Annotated in this window: 18 protein-coding genes and 1 pseudogene; 1 reads left to right on the forward strand and 18 read right to left on the reverse strand. The window is 70.1% G+C overall.

All coding sequences use genetic code 11. The annotated features are described in order from the left end of the window. Positions 1–28: 28 nt before the first annotated feature. The 5 genes and pseudogenes from QQK22_RS16995 to QQK22_RS17010 all read right to left on the reverse strand — a co-directional run bounded on the left by QQK22_RS16995 (position 29) and on the right by QQK22_RS17010 (position 6,014). Positions 29–1,501 (reverse strand): isopeptide-forming domain-containing fimbrial protein, encoded by a 1,473-nt coding sequence (locus QQK22_RS16995; RefSeq protein ID WP_284252438.1) that lies wholly within the window; start codon positions 1,499–1,501, stop codon positions 29–31. After that, positions 1,426–1,968, reverse strand: coding sequence for an isopeptide-forming domain-containing fimbrial protein (locus QQK22_RS17000; protein WP_284248462.1), 543 nt, complete (start codon positions 1,966–1,968; stop codon positions 1,426–1,428). The genes QQK22_RS16995 and QQK22_RS17000 overlap by 76 nt, the downstream gene beginning before the upstream one ends. A 133-nt stretch (positions 1,969–2,101) precedes the next feature. Next, positions 2,102–2,326 (reverse strand): annotated as a pseudogene (locus QQK22_RS19460) (DUF7927 domain-containing protein); the annotation flags it as partial. Then, on the reverse strand, positions 2,266–3,657 hold the full coding sequence (locus QQK22_RS17005) for a DUF7927 domain-containing protein (RefSeq protein WP_431310174.1): 1,392 nt from the start codon (positions 3,655–3,657) through the stop codon (positions 2,266–2,268). The gene QQK22_RS17005 and the pseudogene QQK22_RS19460, both read right to left, overlap by 61 nt. Then, positions 3,540–6,014 (reverse strand): DUF7927 domain-containing protein, encoded by a 2,475-nt coding sequence (locus QQK22_RS17010; protein ID WP_284248464.1) that lies wholly within the window; start codon positions 6,012–6,014, stop codon positions 3,540–3,542. Before QQK22_RS17010 ends, QQK22_RS17005 begins: the two co-directional genes overlap by 118 nt. Before the next feature lie 861 nt (positions 6,015–6,875). Here QQK22_RS17010 and QQK22_RS17015 point away from each other — a divergent pair. Next, positions 6,876–8,207 carry a tyrosine-type recombinase/integrase gene (locus QQK22_RS17015; RefSeq protein ID WP_284252327.1) on the forward strand — a complete coding sequence of 444 codons (1,332 nt, stop codon included), beginning with the start codon at positions 6,876–6,878 and terminating at the stop codon, positions 8,205–8,207. Here the strand turns inward: QQK22_RS17015 and QQK22_RS17020 are convergent. The 13 genes from QQK22_RS17020 to QQK22_RS17075 all read right to left on the reverse strand — a co-directional run bounded on the left by QQK22_RS17020 (position 8,170) and on the right by QQK22_RS17075 (position 23,792). Further along, complete coding sequence (locus QQK22_RS17020) at positions 8,170–8,868, reverse strand: helix-turn-helix domain-containing protein (RefSeq protein WP_284252329.1); 699 nt, start codon at positions 8,866–8,868, stop codon at positions 8,170–8,172. The two genes, QQK22_RS17015 and QQK22_RS17020, sit on opposite strands and share 38 nt — an antisense overlap. Positions 8,869–9,333: 465 nt before the next feature. Continuing rightward, a complete protein-coding gene (locus QQK22_RS19465) occupies positions 9,334–9,807 on the reverse strand; it encodes an ImmA/IrrE family metallo-endopeptidase (protein WP_431310200.1) in 474 nt (157 codons plus the stop codon). Further along, entirely contained in the window at positions 9,717–10,427 is a 711-nt protein-coding gene (locus tag QQK22_RS17025; RefSeq protein WP_284252332.1) for a helix-turn-helix transcriptional regulator, read from the reverse strand. Before QQK22_RS17025 ends, QQK22_RS19465 begins: the two co-directional genes overlap by 91 nt. Positions 10,428–10,441: 14 nt before the next feature. Beyond that, entirely contained in the window at positions 10,442–10,759 is a 318-nt protein-coding gene (locus QQK22_RS17030; protein ID WP_284252335.1) for a type II toxin-antitoxin system RelE/ParE family toxin, read from the reverse strand. 683 nt (positions 10,760–11,442) lie between these two features. Beyond that, positions 11,443–12,483 (reverse strand): M23 family metallopeptidase, encoded by a 1,041-nt coding sequence (locus QQK22_RS17035; protein ID WP_284252337.1) that lies wholly within the window; start codon positions 12,481–12,483, stop codon positions 11,443–11,445. 102 nt (positions 12,484–12,585) lie between these two features. Next, positions 12,586–12,852 carry a hypothetical protein gene (locus QQK22_RS17040; protein WP_284252339.1) on the reverse strand — a complete coding sequence of 89 codons (267 nt, stop codon included), beginning with the start codon at positions 12,850–12,852 and terminating at the stop codon, positions 12,586–12,588. 825 nt (positions 12,853–13,677) lie between these two features. Further along, positions 13,678–13,980, reverse strand: a complete 303-nt coding sequence (locus QQK22_RS17045; protein ID WP_284252341.1) for a hypothetical protein — start codon at positions 13,978–13,980, stop codon at positions 13,678–13,680. A 6-nt stretch (positions 13,981–13,986) separates the two neighbouring features. Continuing rightward, positions 13,987–14,790: a hypothetical protein gene (locus QQK22_RS17050; protein ID WP_284252343.1), complete on the reverse strand. Its 804-nt coding sequence runs from the start codon at positions 14,788–14,790 to the stop codon at positions 13,987–13,989. Further along, positions 14,790–17,585 (reverse strand): hypothetical protein, encoded by a 2,796-nt coding sequence (locus tag QQK22_RS17055; protein WP_284252345.1) that lies wholly within the window; start codon positions 17,583–17,585, stop codon positions 14,790–14,792. Before QQK22_RS17055 ends, QQK22_RS17050 begins: the two co-directional genes overlap by 1 nt. Positions 17,586–17,601: 16 nt before the next feature. Further along, positions 17,602–19,218 (reverse strand): hypothetical protein, encoded by a 1,617-nt coding sequence (locus tag QQK22_RS17060; RefSeq protein WP_284252347.1) that lies wholly within the window; start codon positions 19,216–19,218, stop codon positions 17,602–17,604. Continuing rightward, positions 19,215–20,129, reverse strand: a complete 915-nt coding sequence (locus QQK22_RS17065; protein ID WP_284252349.1) for a hypothetical protein — start codon at positions 20,127–20,129, stop codon at positions 19,215–19,217. Before QQK22_RS17065 ends, QQK22_RS17060 begins: the two co-directional genes overlap by 4 nt. Positions 20,130–20,139: 10 nt before the next feature. Continuing rightward, positions 20,140–20,811, reverse strand: coding sequence for a hypothetical protein (locus QQK22_RS17070; protein WP_284252351.1), 672 nt, complete (start codon positions 20,809–20,811; stop codon positions 20,140–20,142). A 155-nt stretch (positions 20,812–20,966) separates the two neighbouring features. Further along, on the reverse strand, positions 20,967–23,792 hold the full coding sequence (locus QQK22_RS17075; protein ID WP_284252352.1) for a phage tail tape measure protein: 2,826 nt from the start codon (positions 23,790–23,792) through the stop codon (positions 20,967–20,969). Between the last annotated feature and the right edge of the window lies 1 nt (position 23,793).

Genomic DNA, 23,793 nt, shown 5'->3' on the forward strand with positions numbered 1-23,793 from the left:
GGCGGGGCCTCTCGCGTGCGGGTGGTGCTCAGTCGCCCTGCGACTGCTCCGCCCGGCGGCGTCGCGTGACGACGACGCCGGTGCCCGCGGCCACGAGGAGCGCCGCGGCGGCGAGGCCCCACATCACGTCCGCACCCGTGATCGCGAGCGGCGGTCGCGGGGGAGCGGGCGCCACCGGCGGGGACGACGGCGACGGCGGGGTGGGCGTCGGCGTCGGCGTCGGCGTCGGGGTGGGGGTGGGCGTCGGGCTCGGGGGAGCGTCGGGTGCCGGCGGCACCTCGTGCTCGGTCGAGACCGGGGGCGGGGTGAGCGGCGGGACCGGCCGGTCCGGGTTCTCCGGATCGATCGGGGGCTGGGCCACGCCCGTGACCGTGTTGGTCAGGACGGTGGCGGCGGCGACGTCCGCGTTCACGGTGACCGAGTAGGTCAGGGTGACCTCCTGGTCGACGGCGAGCGCGCCGGTCCAGGTGAGCGTGGTCCCGTCGAGGGTGACGGTGCCCGCCTCCGCGCCGCCGATGGTGGCGACGGCGTCGCCGTCGTAGGTGGCGGCGTTCAGGACGGCGGCCATGTCGTCGGTCAGGGTGACCGGGTCGAGCACGGTGGCGCCGGTGTTGGTGCCCGTGACGGTGTAGGTGATCGTGTCACCGGCTCGGACGGTGGAGCCGCTGGCCGGGTCGGAGGTCTTGGTGATCTCGAAGCCGGGCACGGGGTGCTCGGTGGTGACCGGGGGCGGGGTGATCGGCGGCACCGGGTTGTCCGGGTCCTCCGGGTCGCCCGGGGGCTGCGCCTCTCCCGTGACGCTGTTGGTCAGGACGGTGCCGGCGGCGACGTCGTCGTTCACGGTGACCGAGTAGGTCAGGGTGACGCTCTGGTCGACGGCGAGGGCGCCGGTCCAGGTGAGGGTGGTCCCGTCGAGGGCGACGGTTCCGGTCTCGGTGTCACCGACGAGGGCGACGGCGTCGCCGTTGTAGGCGGCGGCGTCCAGCACGGCGGCCATGTCGTCGGTCAGCGTGACCGGGTCCAGGACCGTGGCGCCGGTGTTGGTGCCGGTGACGGTGTAGGTGATGGTGTCGCCGCCGTTGACGGTCGAGCCGGAGGCCGGGCTGGAGGTCTTGGTGATCTCGAAGCCGGGCACGGGGTGCTCGGTGCTGACCGGGGGCGGGGTGATCGGCGGGACCGGGTTGTCCGGGTCCTCCGGGTCACCCGGGGGCTGGGCCGAGCCCTCGACCGCGTTCACCAGGATCGTGCCGGCCGCGACGTCCTCGTTCACGGTGACCGTGTAGGTCAGGGTGACGGACTCGCCGACGGCGAGGGCGCCGGTCCACGTGAGCGTGGTGCCGGTGAGCTCCGGGGCGTCGCCGGTCGAGGCCGTCGGTGCGCCCGTGAGGGTCGCGCCGGTGAGCACGTCGGACAGGTCGTCCGTGATCACGACCGGGTCGAGCTCGGTGGCGCCGGTGTTGGTGCCGGTGACGGTGTACGTGATGGTGTCGCCACCCTGCACCGTGGAGCCGGTGGTCGGGTTCGAGGTCTTGGTGATCTCGAAGCCGGGCACGGGGTGCTGCGTGGTGACGGGGGGCGGGGTGATCGGCGGGACCGGGTTGTCCGGGTCCTCCGGGTCGCCGGGGGCTGCGCGGAGCCCTGGACCGTGTTGGTCAGGATCGTGCCGGCCGCGACGTCCTCGTTCACGGTGACCGTGTAGGTCAGGGTGACGGACTCGCCGACGGCGAGGGCGCCGGTCCACGTGAGCGTGGTGCCGGTGAGCTCCGGGGCGTCGCCGGTCGAGGCCGTCGGTGCGCCCGTGAGGGTCGCGCCGGTGAGCACGTCGGACAGGTCGTCCGTGATCACGACCGGGTCGAGCGCGGTGGCGCCGGTGTTGGTGCCGGTCACCGTGTACGTGATGGTGTCGCCGGCGTCGACGGTCGAGCCGGAGACCGGGCTGGAGGCCTTGGTGATCTCGAAGCCGGGCACGGGGTGCTCGGTGGTGACGGGGGCGGGGTGATCGGGGGCACCGGGTTGTCCGGGTCCTCCGGGTCCCCCGGGGCTGCGCCACACCGGTGACCGTGTTGGTCAGGATCGTGCCGGCCGCGACGTCCTCGTTCACGGTGACCGTGTAGGTCAGGGTGACGGACTCGCCGACCGCGAGCGACCCGGTCCAGCTCAGCGTGGTCCCGTCGAGCTCGACGGTTCCGGCCTCGGTGTCGCCGACGAGGGCGACGACGTCGCCGTTGTACGCGGCGGCGTCGAGCACGTCGGAGAGGTCGTCGGTCAGCGTGACCGGGTCCAGGATCGTGGCGCCGGTGTTGGTGCCGGTGACGGTGTAGGTGATCGTGTCACCGCCCTCGACGAGGGTGCCGGAGGCGGGGTCGGACGCCTTCGCGACGGTGAAACCGGGCACCGGGTGCTCGGTCGAGACCGGGGGCGGGGTGATCGGGGGCACCGGGTTGTCCGGGTCCTCCGGGTCCCCCGGGGCTGCGCCACACCGGTGACCGTGTTGGTCAGGATCGTGCCGGCCGCGACGTCGTCGTCCACCGTGACCGTGTAGGTCAGGGTGACGGACTCGTCGACGGCGAGCGATCCGGTCCAGGTCAGCGTCGTCCCGGCCAGGACCGGGGCGTCGCCGAGCGAGGCGGTCGGTGCGCCCGTGAGGGTGGCACCCGTCAGCACGGCGGAGAGGTCGTCGGTGAGGGTGACCGGGTCCAGGACCGTGGCGCCGGTGTTCGTGCCGGTCACGGTGTACGTGATCGTGTCGCCCGCCCGGACCGTGGAACCGGTGGTGGGGTCCGAGGACTTGGTGACCTCGAAGCCCGGCACGGGGTGCTCGGTCGAGACCGGCGGCGGTGTGAGGGGCGGAACCGGTCGGTCCGGGTCCTCCGGGTCGACCGGCGGCTGCGCGGAGCCGGTGACCGTGTTGGTCAGGACGGTCCCGGCGGCGACGTCGTCGTCCACCGTGACCGTGTAGGTGAGCGTGACGGACCCGCCGACGGCGAGAGCGCCCGTCCAGGTCAGCGTCGTGCCCGCGAGCGTGGGGGCGTCGCCCACCGTCGCCGTCGGGGTACCCGTGAGCTCGGCGTCGGACAGCACCGCGGAGAGGTCGTCCGTGATGGTGACCGGGTCGAGCACGGTCGCCCCGGTGTTGGTGCCCGTCACGGTGTACGTGATCGTGTCGCCACCGTTCACCGTGGACCCCGAGGCGGGGTCGGCCGTCTTCGTCAGCTCGAAGCCGGGCACGGGGTGCTGCGTCGAGACCGGGGGCGGCGTGAGCGGCGGGACGGGTCCCGGCGGCTGCGCCGAACCGTTGACGGTGTTGGTCAGGATCGTGGCGGCCGCGACGTCGTCGTCCACCGTGACCGTGTACGTCAGGGTGACGGACTGGCCGACGGCGAGCGCACCCGTCCAGTTGAGGGTCGTCCCGTCCAGGGTCGGTGCGTCACCGACGGTCGCGGCGGGGGTGCCGGTCGGCGTCGCGCCGACCAGCACGTCGGACAGGTCGTCGGTGATCGTGACCGGGTCGAGCGCGGTGGCGCCGGTGTTGGTGCCGGTCACGGTGTAGGTGATGGTGTCGCCCGCCTGGACGGTCGAGCCGGACGGCGGGCTCGCGGTCTTCGCGAGCTCGAAGCCGGGGACCGGGTGCTCGGTCGTGACCGGTGGCGGCGTGATCGGGGGCCGACCGGCGGTGTGCCGGAGCCCTGCGCCACGTTGGCGACCACCGTGCCGGGGGCGACGTCGTCGTCCAGCGTCACGGTGTAGGTGAGCGAGACCGACGTGCCGGGGGCGAGCGTGCCGTTCCAGGCCAGGGACGTCCCCGTGAGGACGGGCGCGGCCCCGGCGGACGCGGTGGGTCCGGCGGTGATCGTGGCGTGCTCGAGCACGCCCGAGAGGTCGTCCGTGAGCGAGACGGGGTCGAGCGTCGTGTTGCCCGTGTTGCTGCCCGTCACCGTGTAGGTGATGGTGTCGCCGCCGCGGACGCTGGTGCCGGAGGCGGGGTCGGCGGTCTTGGTGACCTCGAAGCCCGGGGCGGGCGTCAGGAGGTTGTAGACCGTGCAGCTCACCTGCACGTCACGGGCGCCGACCACCGAGAAGCCGGGGGTGGTCGCCGTCCCGGCGTTGGTCACCGGCACCTGCGCACCGGACTCGTCGAGGCAGACGGCGTTGGCCCCGTCCACCGGCACGAGCTCGTAGCCCGGCTGCTGGGTCTCGAGGATCTGCACGGCACCGGAGTCGGCCGGGCTGACGAAGTTGAGGCCGAACGTGACGCGACCGTCACCGCCCTCCTGCGTCGTCACGGTCGTGGGGTCGGTGACCTGCGTACCGGGCGCCGTCGAGGAGCCCGTGAACTCCCAGCCGGCGGGGGCGGGGGTCGCCTGGTCGATCGTGCCGCCCTGCGGGACGATCATCTTGCGCACCTCGATGCTGCCCTGGCAGTCGCCCTGCGCGAGCGCCTCGAGCGCGGCGGCCGCCTGGTCGAAGTCCGAGAAACGCAGGTAGTCGGTGCCGCGGGTCGTGCCCGAGATGGCACGCAGGTTGAGCTCGCTGTTGGCGGTGAGACCCGGCCCGACGCCGACGGCCAGCACCATGGCGCCGGTGGCCTTCACCGCGTTGGCGGACGCGATGCCGCCGTCGATGTCCTGGTAGCTGTTGTACGTGCTCGAGCTCGAGGGCGGGTTGGGTCCGACCATGGTCGGGTTACCGTCCGTCAGCAGCACGACCAGGTCGTAGTCCGTCGCCGCGGACGCCGCCTCGAAGAAGCCACGTCCCCAGTTCGTCCCGCCCTGCGACTGCCATCCCGCGTACTGGGCCTTGGCAGTCGCGGCCTCCGCCTCGGTGGTGACGCGGAGCGGGGCGGGGTGGTTGCTCGCGAGGGTTCCCGGGCTGGTGGTCGAGAAGGAGAAGAAGGACATCCGCGTGGGCGTCCCGCGGAACCCGTCGACGAAGGCGTCCATCGCGGCCTTCGCATCGGCGATCCCGCCCGGGCCGAGCGAGCCCGAGGTGTCGGTCACGACGGCGACGTCGATGCCGCACTGGCGCGCAGGCGTCGGGTTGACGCGCGACTGGCTCCACACGCCGGTGGTACGGCCGATGTTCGAGCGCTCCTGGCCCTCCGCGCTCGCATCGGTCCGGTTCCGCATGAAGCCGCGATCGCCCTCGTTCGCGTCGGTCCACGACGCGTCCGGCAGGAGAGGGTCGGTCGAGCGGTAGGTGGCACCGGCACGCAGCTCCGTCCCGGTCCGGAAGCGGTAGCCCCACGCGAACTCCGGGGTTGCGAGGAATCCGCCGAGACGGACGGTCGGGTTGCTGTAGTAGTTCGCGGGCGAGGCCCCGACCTGCTGCACCCAGAACCGCGTGTCCTGGGGCACGCCGGTGGCAGACGGTGCCCCGGGGCGGATCGGGATGACGAAGTTGCAGTCACCGTCGGCGTCCGAGGTGCAGCGGCTCCACGCCCAGCTCGGGTCGTACGCCGGGCCGGGGGTCCCCTGCGTCGGTGCCGTCAGCGAGCCGGCGTTGGGGGTCCCGGCTCCGAACAGAGCCAGCGTCACCCCGGGTAGGCCGGCCACCGAGGTGTCGGGCTGGCGGTCGCCGCCCACACGGACGGAGATGACCGCGCTCCCGGCAGGCGGAACCGGGACGGACATCGGGCTCACCGCGCCGTCGGTGTCGGACGGTGCGCTCGTGGCGGCCGGAACGTCCGCGGGCGTCGGCGCGCCGGAGCGGGCGGCATCCGTCGACGGCGCGGCCGCGTCGGGCGCGACGGCGTCCGAGCCGGTGTCGTCCGAGCCGGTGTCGGACGTGGCGGCGCCGGACGATGTGGTGCCGGTGGCCGGTGCGTCCGCGGGCGCACCCGTGGAGCCGTCACCGGGGGCGGTGGCCGCGTCCGGGGAGGACGCCGACGCGGGCGTCGGCGAGGAACCGTCCGTCGGTGCGGCGGCCGGTGCCGTGGTGGTGCCGGCGACCTGCGGCTCGGCGACGGCGGGGGCCACTCCCGCGAGGAGCGGGAATGCGATCAGCGCTGCGGACAACGCACCGCCGAGGCGACGCCTCCTCGTCCTGACAATGTCGTCGCGCACCGGGCGTACTGCTCGTCCCACGTTCCCCACCACCATTTCCGACCGGGCCCCCGAGCCCGACGCATCGTCGTCGACAGCAGTCGCGCGGGACGGCACCCGCGCGTCGGAACACCGCCTCGCCGCCGATGGCGTCGAGACGTGAGCCTGGTCGTGGCTCGGTGGATCCCCCTGCCGGACGCCGGGTGCGAGCCCGGCGTTGGCAGCACAGTAGTGCCTGGTTTTCGCACCCCGCTCGGGTAGGGAATCGGGTGATCGACCGAACCTCAAGAATTCATGCAGGTGCTGTGGAAGTGAGCGTTCACTTCCTGAGCTAATCTCGAATCGACGTGAGTTTAAACGTAAGGGAATATCAGGCTCGCGCTTGTTCCAGCACAGGGCGCGATGAGCTGATGAAGCGTCTCGGCGATCGTGGTAGCGCTGTTGGGCGTGGTGTCGGGCGATCGAGCGTTCGGCCGCCGACGGAGACACTCAGGGTTCTCTGAGGTTCCGCCTAAGGATCGTGTGATCCCCCTCACGGGTGCCTCGCCCGGTCGTGTGCAGGGAACGCAGAAGCCCCGCCAGCCGTGGGCTGGCGGGGCTTCCGCGTCGCTGTCTCAACGAGCGCGCCCGGAGGGACTCGAACCCCCAACCTTCTGATCCGTAGTCAGATGCTCGAGGTAGGATGAGAGTGTCGGCGTCCCGCAAGACGCCCGTCAGATCGGCGGTATTCCGGGCCTAGCGACGGTAGGGTGTCCGCATAGTCGGGACTCGCACCCGCACGAACATGTGTGCACCGTTGTGTGCACCGCACTCAGGGAGACGCGGGGAGACGCGATGCCGAAGAAGCGTAGCCACGGCGACGGCGGCCTGTACCGGATCCGCGACGGCAAGCTCTGGCGAGCCACCGTCACCTACGGACGTGACCCCGAGACGGGCAAGCCGCTCGTCTGGTCCGCCACGTCACGGACGCAGAAGGGCGCTCGCGACAAGATGGACGCCGCCCGCGAGGAGATCGCGGAGTACGGCGCACCGATCGACAAGAAGGTGACGGTCGAGCAGTGGGCCCCACGCTGGCTAGCCCTGGCGCAGCGCGACATCGACCCGAAGACGTATTCGACCTACGCCAGCCTCGTGCGCCGACACGTGCTCCCCGCAATCGGCTCGATCAAGGTCGCGGCCCTCAAGCCTTCCGACGTCGCCGCGGTGCGCACGGCGATCATGGATAAGGGGCTCGCGACCTCTACCGCGCGGCAATCGCACGTCGTCATTCGCCTCATGCTCGACGCCGCGCGGAAGGATCGCCTCTGCCGGACGAACGTCGCCGATGACGCTCCCGCGCCCAAGGCTCGACGGTCGACCGCCGTCGCTGCGAAGCGCGGCGCGTTCACGACCGCCCAAGCGATCCGCCTCCTCGAGGTCGCCGCCGAGCTGCCCGACGGTAGAGGTGCCCGCTGGTGGTTCAAGATGCTCACCGGGGCGCGCCAGACCGAGGTGCTCGGAGCCTCGATCGCCGACCTCGACCTCGGGGTTGCGGGCGACGAGGCGTTGATGGGCTACTACGCGGTCAACTGGAAGCTCGAGGAACTCTCCCGCCGTCACGGCTGCGGCGGGATGTGCGGGCGCGTGCGAGCAGCCCTCTGCCCGAGCGCACAGTGGGTCATCCCCGACGACTTCGAGATGCGCCAGGTCGACGGGCGCTGGCACCTGACGCGACCGAAGTCGAAGACCGGACGCGTGACGCCCCTGATCCCGCAGCTCGCCGAGATGATCCGGGCACACCTCGCGCTTACCGCCGACCAGCCGAACCCCCACGGCCTCGTGTGGCACGACGGCAACGGTCGGCCGATCAGCCCAAAGGTCGATGGTCAGGAGTGGCGCGAACTGCTGGTCGCGGCGGGCCTCATCTCCGCGGAGCACGCCGTGCCCGGCGGGACCACCATGACGGGCCACTGGGCCCGGCACACCGCCGTCACGGTCCTCATGGAGGCGACCCACGGCGACGCGCAACTCGTGGGTGAGATCGTCGGGCACTCGTCCGCCGAGGTCACCGCGATCTACCGCCACGTGCGCGAGGAGGAGCGCGCGGCTGCGGCGAACGCTGTCGCCAAGGCGTGGGGTGCCGCGCTTCCTACTCGGACGGCCGCGATCGCTGGGAACGCCGGTTGACCCACCGAATCGGGGGTCCACCGCCGCGTCGGTGACTCTCGGGGGTGAGGTGCAGGAAGCCGTTGCGGCGGTCGAGCATCTCGCTCTCGAGGCAGTCGCGGGCCCATCCCGTGCGCGCGCCGCCAACTGCTAGTAGGGCAAGCCGTTCTCCGTCGCGCAGGATCTCGACCATCTCGTCGTACACCGCTGGCGCTACGAACCACTTGCGGCTGACGTGGTATCCGGGCAGGAGACCGGACTGGATCCATCCGCGCACTGCGCCGACCGGGACGCGGATGGCGTCGGCGACCTGGTCCGATGTGAGGTGGTCTCGCAGGTCGATCGATGCTGGTGGGTCGAGGTCGACCGGCCTCATGGGGTAGTCGGCGAAGCGCCGACGCATGGGCGGGGCTTCGGGGACGAGACGGTTCTGCCGCGCAACCAGCCAGTCGGCGATCTCGATCGGATCGAACCGCCAGCGCTTGCCCAGCCGGAACCCCGGCAGGAGCCCGTCGGATGCCTGCCTGGTGACCCAGGTCGTCTCGACCTGGAGACGATCGGCGACCTCCTTCGCACTCAGCATGCGAGGTTCGTCGTTGATCGGGACGCGGACCATGGTCACCTCGTTGCTGCGTCGCTCACCGCTCGGGGAGTAGGTGTGGCGCTCCAGTGCGATCGCCAAGGGTGCCGGCTCATGACGCCGACGGTAGAGACCGCCGGGGCCAGTCGGCTAGTCGTACTCGCGGGCGTAGATCGATGTAGGACGGTGCCGAGACGACTCCGTCGGCAGATGAGCGACGAACGAGTAGAGCTCGTCAGCGAGAATCAGCGGCTTCGTGTTGTAGTAGCGAGCAACGAGATCGCCTCGCTGGATCGCGGTCTGGAGGGTGGTCCTCGACAGCCCGCTCGCCTCGCTCGCTCCTTGAAGGTCGTACGCCACGACAGGGAGGCGGAAGACTGTGTTCGGCTCCGCTTCATGCAAGAACTGGGTCGGTTTGCGTGCTCTCACCATGAACCCAGTGTGCCCGCGAAGGGCGGCCCCGGTTGCGGAGGCGCTGCCGCTCGTGGTCCCAGGTGGGGACGTCCATGAAGATGCCGGGCATGAGGTGAGGCTGTCACGCGAGTACGACATCGTTCGAGATAACCCTCAGGAGAAGGTGCCTTCCAGATTCACGGTCAGGTCGTTGCAGTAGGTGTAGTGAAGAAGTCGCTTGCGGTGAAGCTGGTGCACTGCCGTACCAGGCGAAACTCCTACCTGCTTTGCCACGCGCGCAATCTGGCTGCTGTACGTGAGCCCCTTGAAGGGGGCAAGGCCTTCGTCTCCAAAGAGAGTCTCGAAGGCGAACGCATTGGCGCGCTTCTCGGCCGCGCTGTTTCGCTGAGACTCCTTCTGAAACTCTAGATGCAATTCACCTCGCGGGTCGTGCAAGAGGTGGCCGATTTCGTGGAAGAAAGTCCAGATTACGAATCCGTCACCGCATCTACGACCGGTTTGCTGAATGACCGGGATCCGCCCATTGATCCAGCGCGTTACACCATAAAGGGGAAGCGCTGCGGTGGCTTCACCATCAGATAGATGACGCCGGCTTGCAAGAGCATCGAGTTCAAGTCTTTGAGTAATGTGTCGTCAGGACGCGCCGCTCGTTCCCGAAGTTCCGGGAGCATGGATTCCAGCTTTTCGGAGTCGTACGTGCAAGTCTGACCGAGCTCGAATGCTTCGGTCATCTCACCGGCGCGCAGCCAGGTAGTGAGTAGTGTCTGGTCGACCAGGGACTTGCTCTCCTTCAGGGCGGCCAGGGCCCACTCACCCGTGGTCTCGACCTCGTGTGACTCCTGATACGCCTCCCACGTGCCGAATCGGTGAAAAGCGAGAAAATCGGAGACCAGATTGCCAGGGCTGCGCTTTGTAGCTTGCGTGAAACCAATTTCACGCAAGTATGCTGCAGCGTTGGCGTGAATCTCGCCCGCATGCTCCGCTAGGCGCTCTTCATCGAGAATTCGGGCTCGATCGGAGCGATACTTCGCCTCGTGGAGAAGCCAGGACTCGGCCGGGATTGGAGTTACACGTCCGAGTCGAGTTGCCGCGTCAGGGGTAATCGGGGCACGACCATTCACAATTTCGTTGACCTGCTTGCGGCTGTACCCAAGCATTGCGGCAGCCTGGCCCTGCGAGAGGCCCTCGTCTTCGAGCCATTCTTCGAGGTAAGCGCCAGGGGCAACGGCGTAGTTAGTAGTACTCATCGCTAGGCCCTCCCTTAATGATAGTCATAGCCGGCTTCGACGACGGTTACAAACACTGCTTCCCCGAGTGCGTCGCGTGCGACACCCTCGGGGCGAATGATGATTCGATGGTTTTTGGACACACTCCCTGCCCAGTGCCCTTCCCAGTCCCCGGTTAGCTGATGCCAGTGCCCGAGCGGGTCGTGTTCCTTCAGGTGGGAGACTGACTGCGCCTCCTCCAGCGCCTTGATGCGTAGCGGCAGCTTCTTAACTAGGTCTGAGCGCTCGCGCTTCATCTCCTTCTCGTCGGTACACAGACGCTCGAGATCGTTGCTGTCGTACTCCACGTGCATCTGGGCGCTGTCACCGATCTCGTTACAGGGTAACGTACTCGAACCTCGTTGTCTTCCACGTCAGTGAACAATCTAAACGTTGCCCGAGTCACATGCCGACCTGGAGGCCCGCCCAGGTGCGAGCGACGCCCCAGCGACGCTGCACGGTCTATCGCGTGCCGAAGTACGCGCGGACGGCGTCGGCCTGCTCGCGGCTGAGGTGCTAGGGCTGCTGGTGGTAGTCCCCGCTGCGGGGATAGGTGGCGCGGAGCCAGGCCCGGATCGTCTTCGGCCAGCGGTGGAGCTCGGTGCCGAACTCGCGCGTGTGATCGTCTCGTCAGTCATGGTTCGAAGGTCGATGTCGGGGCTCGCCCCTGGTCCAGAGCATCCACCACCCGTCGGGCACCGAGCTTGCGGAGCGATTCCGGTGGCGCGCGGGTAAGAGCGGACCTACGCTCGCAAGTGCCGTCGTAGGCATTGTCCCCCCTAGGCCTGCGACGGCACCTAGACGCCAAAGCGCCCCGCCCACCCGTGAAGGGTGAGCGGGGCGCTTCGGGCTCTATCGCCGTCGTACCGAGGGGACGGACTTGCGGCGACACGGATGAGCGTAGGGGAGCGCGACCTGACCGGGTAGAGGAGCGACGGGCCCAGTGGCCCGGGCGGTTGAACCGGCTGGCCGCGTGCTGACCTGCTAGGTGGCTCCGCTAGGAGCCGAGCGTGACCCCGCGGTTGAGGAGGAAGGTCCTCGGGTTGGTGGGCGAGTTGCCGTCCTGGCGGAGATGGATCTCGAAGTGCAGGTGGGGCCCGGTCGAGTTGCCGGTGTTGCCGGACGTCGCGATCTGCTGGTTGGCGGTGACGCGCTGACCGATGCTGACGTTCACGTTCTGCAGGTGGCCGTAGTAGCTGGCCGTGCCGTCGTCGTGGTGGACCATGATCGCGTTACCGGTGCGCCCGGAGAGCACGCCGTTGGAAGCGGTGCTGCCTTCGGCGACGCCCGTCTTGGTCCTCACGACTGTGCCGGATCCGGTAGCGCGGACGGCGGTCCCTCGCGGGGCCGCGATGTCTTCGCCGTAGTGCGTGTAACTGCCACGGTCCTGCCCGTAGTTGCCTTGGACCCTCCCGGTGATCGGGTTCGCCCACTGCGCGGCGATGACCCGAGGAGCAGGGGATCCAGCTGCCTGCCACTCCGCGAAGGTAATGACGCGGTTGACCGTGGGGCCGGCGTACCAGATGTCGTCGGAGCCCTCGTACTTGTAGAACTGGTCGCCCGTGAAGCGGTTGGCCACCCGGGGCTCAGGGGAGTTCTCGGCGCGCCATGTGGCGAGGTTGATGGGGTAGCCCTGACCGGCGTTCAGGTCGGTCATGCGGGCGATGTTGCTGTCCCAGGACAGCTTGACGAAGCCCTCGTTGCTCCGGTTGGCGTATCCGGGGGTGCCGAGGGCGTTCCATTCAGCGCTGGAGAGCCAGTGGTAGGCACCGGTGGGGTCGATGAGGCCGATGTTCTGATGCGTGCCCCACTTGTAGAGGTAGGAGCCCGGGATGACGCTGTTGGTGGTGGGGGTGGGGCGGCCGGCTGCGACCCAGGTGTTGTAGTCGATGGCTTGGGCCTGGCCGTCGGTGACTCGGTAGACGGTGTCAGACCAGGTGTACTTCGCGTAGGTCACCGTCGCCGCGTTGGCGGGAGCGACGAGGGAGGAGAGGACGAGGACTAGTGGGATCAGCGCCCACCGGAGTTTCTTGATCACAGGAGCAGGCTGCCAGATTCTCAGGAGACCCAAAGGTAAGTTAGGAAAGAGTTACGCAACTGTGATCCGCGCGACTGCCATCGCCTCTTGAGTACGGCGCTTTTAGCGACCGTGCTGCTGCGCGCGGTACTCGCGCCTCGTCCGGTCATCGGGGTTCGCAGGGCCGGCGACGACCGCGCCACTGTCCGGGTCGACCTTCGCGACCACCGCGGCAGCCGGGGTGACGCCCTGTCGGACCCACAGCGGCGTCAGCAGCAGGACCAGCGTCCCTACGACATCAGCCGTCTGCGTGAGGCGGTCACCCCACGGGGTCAGGTCGACGCCCCAGATCAGGCCGAGCGCGACCACCGCACCGATCACACCGCGCACCACGGCGGGCTCGAGAGCGAGGACACGCCGCCACAGCGGCAGAGAATGGATGGGGGAGTGGTCATGGTGTCTCCTCGATAGGGGGCGGCTCAGGAGCCGGAGGTGGGGGAAGGTCAGGGACGCGGCACGGGCCAGCCGTGGTCGACGTCGCACCGTCCGTGTACGTGATGAGCCAGGACCCGTCGTCCTGGCACGTGAGGGAAGCGAGGCCGCGGCCATCCACACCGGGAGAGCCAGGAGCGCCGGGAGAGCCATCAGCACCAGCCGGGCCAGCAGGTCCAGCAGCACCGGTCGATCCCGCCGCACCGGTCGCGCCCGCAGGACCAGCAGCACCCGTCGCGCCGTCCTGACCTGCCACACCAGTAGGACCTGGGCCGCCCTCGACGCCCGCCTCACCGGCAGGACCAGGCAGACCCGGCACCCCGTTCGCGCCAGCAGGACCAGGCGGGCCGACGCCGCCAGCAGGACCCGTCGACCCGTTCAGGCCATCCACGCCCCGCTCACCCGGCGAACCATCCGCACCGGCCTCACCAGGCACACCGCGCGCACCGGGGGAACCCTGCGCGCCCTGAGGCCCCGGCGGACCCTGCGTCCCCGGCAACCCGGCAGGCGACGTCGACTCCACCTCGTTCGGCTCCGGGGCCACCGGCTCCACACCACTCCGGACAGCCTCGTCGTACAGCTCCGTGTACCGGACCATGAGGTCGTCGTACAGGGCACGGTTGCGCTGCACCGTCGCTGCCTGTTCCGCGATCACGAACACCACCGCGGCCACCGTCAGGACACCGATCGCGATCGTCGCCCACGTCCATCCCGAGATGCGCCTCATCGGATCAGCCCCCCACCCACGATGAACGCGACCACCGTCGCCACGATCGGACCAGCGATCATCAGCGCCACCTGCATCCCCCTCTGCGCCCGGGCCGCGGCCCGTTCCTTGCGCTCGGTCTCCACGTCCGCCTCGAGCGCGATCACCTTCGCCTCGACCGTCGTCAGGCGCAGGTTCGTGCCCCGCTGGGACTCCTCGTACTCACGGCGGCCGACGACCTCTTTCCGCAGCTCCTTGACGTCACCGCCGACATCGTTGATCCGCCTCCCGAGCTCGCCGAGAGTGACGTCGTCAGCCACTGCGGCTCAGCCCTTGATGCGGGCGGCGAGGAGGTCCACGACCTGCTTGGCGAGGTCGGCCGGGATGAGCGCCGCGATCGCCGCCGGGTCCTTGGACGCGGTCGCCTTCTCCCACGCGTGGATCTGCTCCTGCCGGCGGTAGAAGCGCTCCACCTGGGCGTGCGAGTCGTTGCCCTGACGCCACAGGACGCTCTGCGATTCCCGTAGGCCCGTCAGCGTGGCCGGGTTGCCGTCCTTGTCTACGAGCGGCTTACCCGTGTCGACGCCGGTCAGGAACCGGGCCATGCGCTCGGTCTGCTCGGTCTGGTGATCCTTGAGCTCGGCCATCTGTGCAGGGGTCATCGTGTCCTCCTCGGACGGGGTGGGAGTGGTGGTGCTCGAGCCGGGCATGGGCCACGGGCGCGTGTCGGAGTCCCACTGGCGACCACGGCGCACGGACACGTGCACGTGGGACAGGTGGGCGTTGACGCCCGAGTACCTGCGCCAGCCGCCGTTGCTGAACACGGCGGGGTTCTGCCAGATGCGGCCCTCGTAGATCACGTAGGCCACGCGCGGGTCGGTGATGATCGCCGCGACGAGCGCCGCCGCGGGGCCGTCGGTCGGGCCGCCGGGTCCGGTGAGGTCCTCGTCGATGTCGATCGCTCGGACCATGCCCGGCGGTGTCGAGTCCCGGGCGGGGTTGTGGTCGGACGGGCGGGCCTGGTGGGAGGTGTCACCCACCGCGCCGTCGGACCGCCGGTCACGTCCCGGACACAGCGCGTTGATCTGCGCGCGCAGTTGCTGCAGCGCCGGGGACAGGTACCAGGCCATCAGGGGGTCTCCTGTTCTTCGTTGCGTGGGCGCTGGGGGCCGGCGAACTCGCCGCCCATCGCGGGGACTTCCTTCGCCGGTGCGGCTGGCGGTGGCGGCGGCTCCGTGATGGAGGACGGCGTCGGGGTGGGGGTGCCCTGGTACTCGACCTCGAACGCGAGACGGTCGCGGCCTCGGCTGTCGAACTGCACGCGGCGGGCCTTGACCAGCCACGAAAACCGGGTCCCGGGCGTGCCGTGCACGACGAACCCGGCCGACTCGACCTCCTCCGACCACAGGCCACCGTCGGGCCCGTGCGGGGTGAGGAAGACGGCGCGGCCGACGATCGAAGTCAGCGGCCCGAAGTAGTCCGGCAGCTCCACCGTCACGGTCCCGTCGGGGCCGACGACGGCGGGCTCGTCCGACCAGTACTCCACGCCGTTGTGCGGCGACTCCGTCGATGCGTGCTTGAGCGACCATCCCTTCTTGACGGGGTGGTCCATGACGAAGTTCTTCGACCCGTTCACCGTGAACGCGCCGGACACGTTCGCGTTGCCGCGCAGGTAGGTCCACCCGTTCGCGTCGAGGTGGATGAAGTGGCCGCCGTCCTTGCGGATCACGACCGAGCCGTACCCGGAGTTGCCGGAGTTCGCCTCGTAGGTGATCCGGCCGTTCCCGGTGCCGCCGAAGTTCCACGAGCCGTCCGCGTTCACGTAGGTGTTCGTGAGCGCGAGGCCGTTGTTGTTCCAGGTGGAGATGTCCCAGGAGGAGTTCTGGCGCACCCGCATCCGGGCGTTGTGGAAGTTCGAGGCGGGACGGTTCGCGGCGATGTCCGCGCCGTCCTCGGTGATCCCGACCGACCCGTGGTTGAAGCCCTGGTTGTAGCCAGCGAGGGCCATGCGCATCTCGCGCTGGCCGGAGGAGGACTGCGACCCGCGCTGGGCGTAGATGTGCGCCCAGTTCAGGTCGTAGTTCGCTGCGCCGACGGGGTCGGTGTAGAAGCGGATGTAGCCGCCCCACTCGCCGTTGTAGGCCCGCAGCCGCGGCCCGTCGTTCGCGGTCCGGAAGCCGCCGACCATCTCGGTGAACCCGGTCGCGGAGTCGAGCCAGAACATCCGGTCGCCGTTGGCGTTGTAGGCGAGGATGCCGTTGTCGTTGACCTTGACGCCACGGTTCCAGGTGGCCGAGGACTGGATGGTCGCGCCGGTCACCGTCTTGCCGTCGACAGCGGTCCCCGAGAGCACCGAGGCCGTCACCGAGTTCGCCGCCAGCGCCCGCGTCGTGATCGCGTCAGCAGCGATCTTCGACGCCGTCACGGCGTCCGCGGCAATCTTCCCTGCGGTGATCGCCTCCGCCGCGATCTTCACCGTGGTGATGGCGTTCGCCGCGATCTTGTCGGCAGTGACCGACGACGCGAGGATGTGGCGAGCGGTGATCCCGCCGTCGACGATCAGCGAGGGAATGTCCTCGACGACCTCGTAGGAGATGACACGGAGGGTCCCGTTCTGCGCGGCAGGGATGGTCAGCTCGACGGAGGTCCGGCCCGGCTGCAGGGTGATGACGCCCTCGAGGTAGCCGGTCGCGTTCGCGGCGATCGCTGCGTGGGTGACGTCCGTCTGCTCGTTCCCCAACTCGATCGTCGGGTTCCCACTCGGGGGCGGGGTCGCGGGCCCTGTCCACGTCACGACCTTCAGCCGGTTCGCGGGGGTCGCGACCGACGGCACGACGCCGATGCGGACCCGCACGCGCGTAGAGGTGTCGAGGTAGAACCGGTTCCGCGGCGAAATGCCTCGGGCCCCGGAGGAGTTCGGGATGGTGACTGTTCCCGGGGACCCCCAGGTCGAGCCCGCGGGGACGTTCCACTTCGACGGGTCCTGGAGCGAGCTGTCCTCGACAAGGTTGAGCCCGCCTCCGACCAGCAGCATGTCGGTCGTGATCTTCCGCGCGCGCACGACCTGCACCCACAGCGCGTCGACGACAGCCTGTGCCAGTACCGCCTGGCCGGCGACCGTGAGGGAACCGACGTCGACCGACGCGATCGCCGGATGACCGAGCGCCATCTGAGTCCAGGCAGCCCCCGACCACACCCACTGGCCGATCACCACGCGGAACGTGTCGTCGGCGTACTGCCACCACAGGTCGCCCACCTGGCCGCCCACACCGGACGGCTCGAACAACGACCGCTGGATACGGTTCTTCCCGTTCGCCGCGAACAGTGCGTCACCGGCAGCGGTCATCGCCTCCGCGAACCGCTGGTCGAGCTCGCGACCGGTCTCCTCGATCTCGCCACGCACCGCGGTCAGGACCCGGCCCACCTCGGCGGCATCGACTCCCTCGAGGGTCCGGGCCGTCACCGTCGCCGACGGCAGCGACCGGTTCGGTGCCGGGAAGCCGCGCTGGTCACGAGCGGAGTCGACGGACACCAGTGCGACCGCCACGACGACGTCGAGGCCCAGGCCGGCCACCACGGCCGCCTCGCCAGGCCCCGCGAGGCGACCCTGGGTGGCCCCGTCGACCAGAACCTCGACGTGAGAGAAGTCCGACGGCGTCACCTCACCGGGACCGGCCCACAGCCCATCCCACGTGACCGTCACCGACCCCAGCCCCGCCGTCACCGAGGGCGCGGACGGGACCGGGGGCGGGGTCGTGTCCCCGACCCACTGCGCCACCCCGTCCGCGCCGATCACGGTCCGGGTACCGTCGTCGCCCCGCGCCACGATCGTGCCCGCGGGACGGGTCAGGGACGCCGTCGCGGCGCGCTGCAGGCCGCGCAGGGTCTCCGGGAGGGTGCGGGTCAGGTCGAGTCTGCGAACCACCGGGGACCGCCCTTCGTCAGTAGCGTGCGTCGACGACGTCGAACTTCAACGTCACGCCCAGCCCTTCCGAGCCGCTCATCGACAGGATGCGGACGGGGTAGGTCCCGTCCGGGATGGTGGGGAAGTCGCTGATCGCGACCTCGGCTAGGTCGCCGGGCCAGAACGTCCCCAGGGGCGGGTCGCCGTCCGCGCGGACCGTGAGCTCCCACTGCGCCATCGGCTCGGGTGCCACGGCGGCGTTCACGTGCGCTTGCACGATCGCCTTGCCCTCCCGGGCCGCGACGGCGTCCTCGTGCGCCTCGGCGTTCGCGACGGCGGTCTCGGCCGGGCCGACGTCGGCCTGACGGGCCGCGAGGGTGTCCACGCCGTTCTGGATGACGGCGAGCGAGCCCATGAGCGTGGCGACGAGGTCGGCGATCCCCTCGGCCTCGGACGCGCGCCAGGCCCCGTCCTTCCAGACCTTCGCGACGGCTGGCGAGGTGGAGGTGTCCACCCACGTGACGCCGTCGTTCTGGTCCTTCACCGGGGGCGGGGAGGACTGGACCATGACCCAGTCCGCGCCGCCGGTCGTCTTCGTGGCCGAGGCGACCTTCTGCGCGGCCGAGCGGCTCTGCGACCGGGCAGTCGCCAGGAACCGCTCAGCCTGCGAGACCGCAGCCTTGGCCCGCTCGAGCGCGCCCTTGGCCGCCTTCGTCGCGTCGACCGCGGCAGCGAACGCGGGGGTGCGCTCACCGTCCCACGACCCGTTCGCGATGACCCGCTCCACCAGCGGCCACCCGCGCGCCGTCAGCGACAGGTTCTCCGCCTTCGCGGTCACGGTGCCCTCGTCCTGGCCCGCGCCGGCCCCGTAGACCCGGTCGGCGCGGAAGTCGGCCGAGACGAGCTGCCGGAACCCGGAGGCGTGACCACCCGGAGCGGTCGTGGCCCAGGAGTGGTCGCGGTCCTGCCCGATGTAGGGGTCGGCCAGGGTCCCTACGCTCATGCGCCACACCATCCGGTCCGGGCTGACCAGCTCGGGGCGGAAGGCGATGTCGGGTCCGCCCTCGACGTTCGCGAGCTCGTCCAGCAGGTCGCTGATGGCGAGGTTGGCCAGGTCGAACCCGCGGTAGGTGCGACGGAAGGACGGGTCATCGACCATCATCGGCAGCGGCTCCTCCGGCGGCAGGAGGATCGGGAGCGCGCCGCCGGGCTTGCTCATCGCGTGCTCGACCAGCCGCTTGGCGTAGGTCCCCAGCGAGTGGCGCGAGTACCCGAACCACGACGTCGACAGGCTGTCGGTCTCGGCGACCGCGAACCGGCGCTCGAGCAGCGAGGACAGGGGGCGCAGCGGGAACGTCGTGCCGGCGTAGGTGTCGGCGCGGGGGCCGATGATCCCGGCCACGACGGCACGTTCCTGGAATGCGGCGAGGATGCCGCGCTTGCCGGGCATGAGGAGGTCGTTGACGTCCTCGACCCGGGTCGGGAGCGCGGCCCACGGGAAGGACAGCGAGGAGAACTCCCCGTCCCCGGTCCCGGTCTCGCGGCCCTCGGCCGAGGAGTCGCGGACCTTGTGCGACCACGTGAACGGCACGAGCGGGAGCTGCTGCAGGATCGCGCCCGTGGTGACGTCGAAGACGTGGAGCGACCACGTCATCCCGCGACCCCGAGATCACGCACCATGAGGACGATGCCGGGGTAACGGCCACCGTCGGAGGCACGGACGCCATATCGCTGGTAGAACGGGTCACCGTTCACGCGTGCGCGACCGAAGGAGACAGTGTGGCGGCCGGCGCTGACGGCTTGGACGTGGGGCATGTGGTGCGCGGTCCAGTCCTGGTCGTAGGCCCGCTCGAAGGACGTGATCACGTTCCCCGCGCCGTTGCCGTCCAGGTTGATGTTGAACCGCATCGTGCCGCGGCGGGACGCTCCGACGTCGGTGCTGACGCACGTGAGGAGCGAGAACTCCAGCAGCCGGTTCGTGGGGACGAAGAACTCCCCGTTGCCCCACGTCTGCCAGTCCTGCCGCGCTGCGAGACCGTTGTGGGTGTCGACGGCGCGGTGCAGGATGCCGAGCGTCCCGCCGTAGGGGATGGAGTACGGGCGGTCGTTGATCCGGTACGCCGACGAGGTCCGGGTGCTGTTCGCCGGGACGTGGATGCGCTCGAGCAGCAGCGCACCGGCCGGCAGCGCCGGGTCGGTCGGGGTGCTGTTCGGGGTGCCCTGGACGACGCCGTAGAACGCCTGGTTGTTCGGGTCGCCCTTGGTCGGGTCGTTCTGCTTCGCGTAGATCAGGTCCCGCCGAGGCAGGCCCGTGGTCGCTGCGACCGTGAGCGTGGTCGTCGGCACGGGCGCCAGGACCGCGCCGTCGTCACCGCCACGGGTCATCTGGATCACGCCGAGGTAGACCCGGTAGGTCATCGCCGTCGTGCTCGTCTCCACGACCGCGCCCTGCAGGATGCCGGGCGTGCGCAGGGCGTTGTTGATGTGGCGGTCGTCCTGCGGGGTCCGACCGACCGGCTGGCCGTCCTCGTCGAGGACGCCTGCGATTCCGATTCCAGTAGGCACGCGCGTCTCCTCAGAGGTAGGTGTCGGTCACGACGGCCTCAGCCCAGCCGTAACCCGCAGAGATGGGGATGAGGGTGATCGAGGCAGACCCGCCCGCCGGGACCTCCCAGAAGTCCCGGCGGGTCAGGTGCACCGTGCGCAGCCCGCCCGACTGCGTCACCGTCCGGGACAGGAAGTCCACGACGACCGGGGTGCCGGCGAACACCGGCGCGGAGTAGGTGAGCTCCGAGTCCCCGCTCGTGAGCCGGAACCCCGAGGGAAAGTCGCCACGGACCGACACGACCGGGTGGGCCGCCTCGTTCCCGTCGTTGACCAGCACTGCGGTGTTCTGTGCGATCTCGGCCGTCCCGTAGGTGATCGGGTACATCACCGGGTACTCGAACGCGCCCGCCGCGCCGCCCGTCTGCAGGAAGTGACGACGCTCCTGCCCGAAGATCCGGGGGTCGTGCGCGATCATCTGCAGCGACACCGTGACCTGCCGCTCGGAGTGCCAAGTCGTCAGGACCTGCCCGTCGCGACGCACGACGGCGCGCTTCGCACCGGCCGGGGTCTCGACCTCGAGGACCGTGTCGACCGTCCGGACCATCCCCTTGAGGGCGTCCAGGCCCGCGACCGCTGCGGCGTGCGACGTCCCGGTCAGGAGGCCGGCCACGACGACCACGCGGGGCGACAGGCTCGTCACCCCCGGCCACGACCCGTGCGCTCCCGGACGCCGCTCAGCGTCATCCTCAGCGGTAGGGGACCCCCACCAGCCCTCGATGTTCGGGCGGACCCGGAGAGCCGCGCCCGGGCCGGGGGCGGCGATGTCGACGCCGTCCAGGCGTACTAGCTGAGCCGTCACAGCGTCACACCTCCCGGGTCGGCGTCGGTCGCCTGCTCGAGCAGGCCCTTCACGGCGTATGCCGTCGAAAGGGCGTGCTTGGAGTCGGACACCGTCATGTGGACCACAACGCCGCCGAAGCCGCGCGCGCCGCCGCCGGGCGAGAGCGCGCCGCCGGCTGCCATCGCCTGCATCCCGAAGGACCGCATGGCCTCAGCGAGGATCGCGCGCGAGCGAGGCGAGCCGTCGTCGGGGATGTAGAACTCCCGGTGCGTCATCCGGTCGCCCACGATCCGCCAGGTGTTCGGGTCGACCGTCTGCGCGATGGGAGCCATCGGCGTCAGGGTGCCGCCGCCGGCCATCGGCATCAGGACCGAGCCGTCGTGCTGCATCGACGCGTACCCTGCGCCGCCACCGCCCGCGTTCACGGCGAGGTTCATCCGGATCGTTCGCCGCGACTGCTCGCTCACGAACCGATCGATGACCTCCTTCGCGTCCGCGGTGTTCGCGTCGATCTCGACCGTCCCGTCCGGCAGCAGCCGCACCTTGGTCGCGAGACCGTCCACCTCCACTGAACGCTCGTTCGCGTTCGACGAGATGTCCGTCGACTCCGTCTCCGGGATCGCCGAGTACGTGTCGATCAGCGCTCGCGCCTGGTCCTCAGTGAGGCCCATCGCGGTGAGCTGCTCCTGCAGCGCCTGACGACTCGACTGGTAGCGCTGCGTGAGGGCGTCCTGCCCCTCGCCCGCCGCAGCCGCCGCGGCGACCTCGTCACCCATCGCCGAGATCGCGCTGCGAATCTGCGACTCGAGCTCCGCACCCGAGGCGGCCGTCGACAGGTTCGCCCCGTCATACCCCTCGAGCGAGAGCTTCGCGCCGTCGGCCGAGTACCCCACCTCGTCGACCGCCGTCGCGAGTCGGAGCGTCGCATCGTGCAGGTAGCCCGAGGTGATCTCGGGGTCGATGAAGCCGTTGAACCGCTCCCGGGCGGAGTCGAGCGCGCCCCCGAGGTTGGTGCGCATCTCGTCGGCGGCCTGCTCGGTGCTGGTCTCGAAGCCGCGCATCCCGTCGGCCATGTCGCGGAAGACCTGCGGGTCGGGTAGGTCCGGTCCCAGGACGCCCAGGAGCGGGCCGAGCAGCGACGCGGACTCAAGGGTGTCGGCGAACCCCTCCACTAGGTCCGCCAGCGGGCCGGAGACGAAGACGCCGATCGACTCGGTGCCGGCGGCCATGCCCTCGATGACGGCGTCACCGAAGTCGAACGCGCCGTTGGCGAGACCCTTGAAGAACTCCAGCAGCGGGCCCCGGTTCTGCGAGATCCACTCCGCGCCCTCGGCAAGAGGGTCAGCGAACGCTCCCGCGAGAGCGCCCTTGATGCCCTCCGCGGCGACCTCGATGTTCCGCTTCGCGGTCTCGATCTGGGAGGCGTCGTTGGACGCGATGGTGTCGAACATCTTCTGCGCGGCACCCTGGACGCCGTTCAGGCCCTCGACCGCGGTGGAGACGTCCATGGCGAACAGGGCGTCGCCGAGGTCCTCCGCCTGGGTTCCGAACAGGGCCACGGCGGCGGCGTTGCGCTTGACCGGGTCCTCGATCTCGCGCAGCTTGTCCAGGACGGTGTCGAGTCCCTCGCGTGCGCCGTCACCGCCCTCGGCGATCTGCTTCGTCATCTTCTCGGCGTTCAGGCCGAGGGTCTTGAACCCCTCCGCGCTGGCCTCCGACCCGTCGGTCGCCCGGATCTGGAACTCCTTGAGGGCGTCCGCGGCCAGGTCACTGTTGCGCGCACCCGCCCTCAGGCCCTGGTTCACGAGTCCGAGTGCCTGATCACCCGATAGGCCGAGGCGAGAGAACAGCGCGGGGTACTCGATGAAGGTGTCGAGCAGGTCCTCCTGGGCGTTCACGCCCTCGCGTGCGCCAGCGGCGAGGATGTCGAAGCCCTCCTGGGACGACTTGATCAGGCCGGCCCGAAGCATCGTCGTGACGGCCGTCGAGACCGGGGCGACGTCTTCGCCGAGGACGTCGGCGATGCCCGCGAGCGACTCGATGACGCGCTGCGAGTCGCGGCGCGTGCCGTCGACGTCGAGTAGCCCGCCCTGCAGGGCGACGCGAGCGGTGTCCATGTTCTCGGCTGCCGACTCGCCGTACCCCTGGGTGTAGGCCTCGGACGCGATCCGGCCGAAGCGGGCGGCGTCCTCCTCGCTGATCCCGGTCAGCGCCTGCAGGCGGTCCTGGCGCACCTCGACCTGCAGCCCGTCCTGGAACGCCCCGATCAGGCCCTCGACGGCGGCCTCACCGATCTTGGCGACCGCGCCCACGATCGGGATCGTCGCGAGGCCCGCGATGATCCCCTTGCCGAAGGCGGCACCGCCGGAGGAGCCGCCCTCGTCGAGGGTGTCCTCGGCGTCGTCGGCGAGGTTCTCGACCTCCGACTCGGCGTCGGAGGTGTCGGCGTCGACCGTCATCGTGGCCCGGGCGCTGCGCAGGCCGTCGAGCGTGCGCTCGGTGCGCTGCAGCTTGTCCTCGGCCTTGGCGATGTCGGCGTCGACCTGTACGTCCGTGGAGAGCGCGCGGAGGTAGTCGAGCTCCTCGCGGATCTTCTCGGCTCCGGCCTCGGCGTCCTCGATGTCGGACTCGATGCGCGCGACGGTCTTGGCCGAGACGATCCGCTTCGCGGCCTCCTCGACCTCCTCCATCCCCTCGAGCGCGGGCTTCGCGTTCGCGTTGACCTTCGCCTCGATGGGCTTGCCCTCGATGCGCTGACCGGTGGCCTTGATCTCCCGCTCGGCCTTCGCCACCTGCTGGGTGTTGGCCGTGAGGAGGACTTCCAGCTCGGCTGCGCGCATC

This window comes from Litorihabitans aurantiacus (genome assembly GCF_030161595.1).
Classification (GTDB): Bacteria; Actinomycetota; Actinomycetes; order Actinomycetales; family Beutenbergiaceae; genus Litorihabitans; species Litorihabitans aurantiacus.

Excerpts from the sequence above, each read along its gene's own strand:
- QQK22_RS17015 (WP_284252327.1), top strand. The coding sequence starts at position 6,876 with ATGCCGAAGAAGCGTAGCCACGGCGACGGCGGCCTGTACCGGATCCGC.
- QQK22_RS17025 (WP_284252332.1), bottom strand. The coding sequence starts at position 10,427 with ATGAGTACTACTAACTACGCCGTTGCCCCTGGCGCTTACCTCGAAGAA.
- QQK22_RS17030 (WP_284252335.1), bottom strand. The coding sequence starts at position 10,759 with ATGCACGTGGAGTACGACAGCAACGATCTCGAGCGTCTGTGTACCGAC.
- QQK22_RS17050 (WP_284252343.1), bottom strand. The coding sequence starts at position 14,790 with ATGGCCTGGTACCTGTCCCCGGCGCTGCAGCAACTGCGCGCGCAGATC.
- QQK22_RS17060 (WP_284252347.1), bottom strand. The coding sequence starts at position 19,218 with ATGACGTGGTCGCTCCACGTCTTCGACGTCACCACGGGCGCGATCCTG.
- QQK22_RS17075 (WP_284252352.1), bottom strand. The coding sequence starts at position 23,792 with ATGCGCGCAGCCGAGCTGGAAGTCCTCCTCACGGCCAACACCCAGCAG.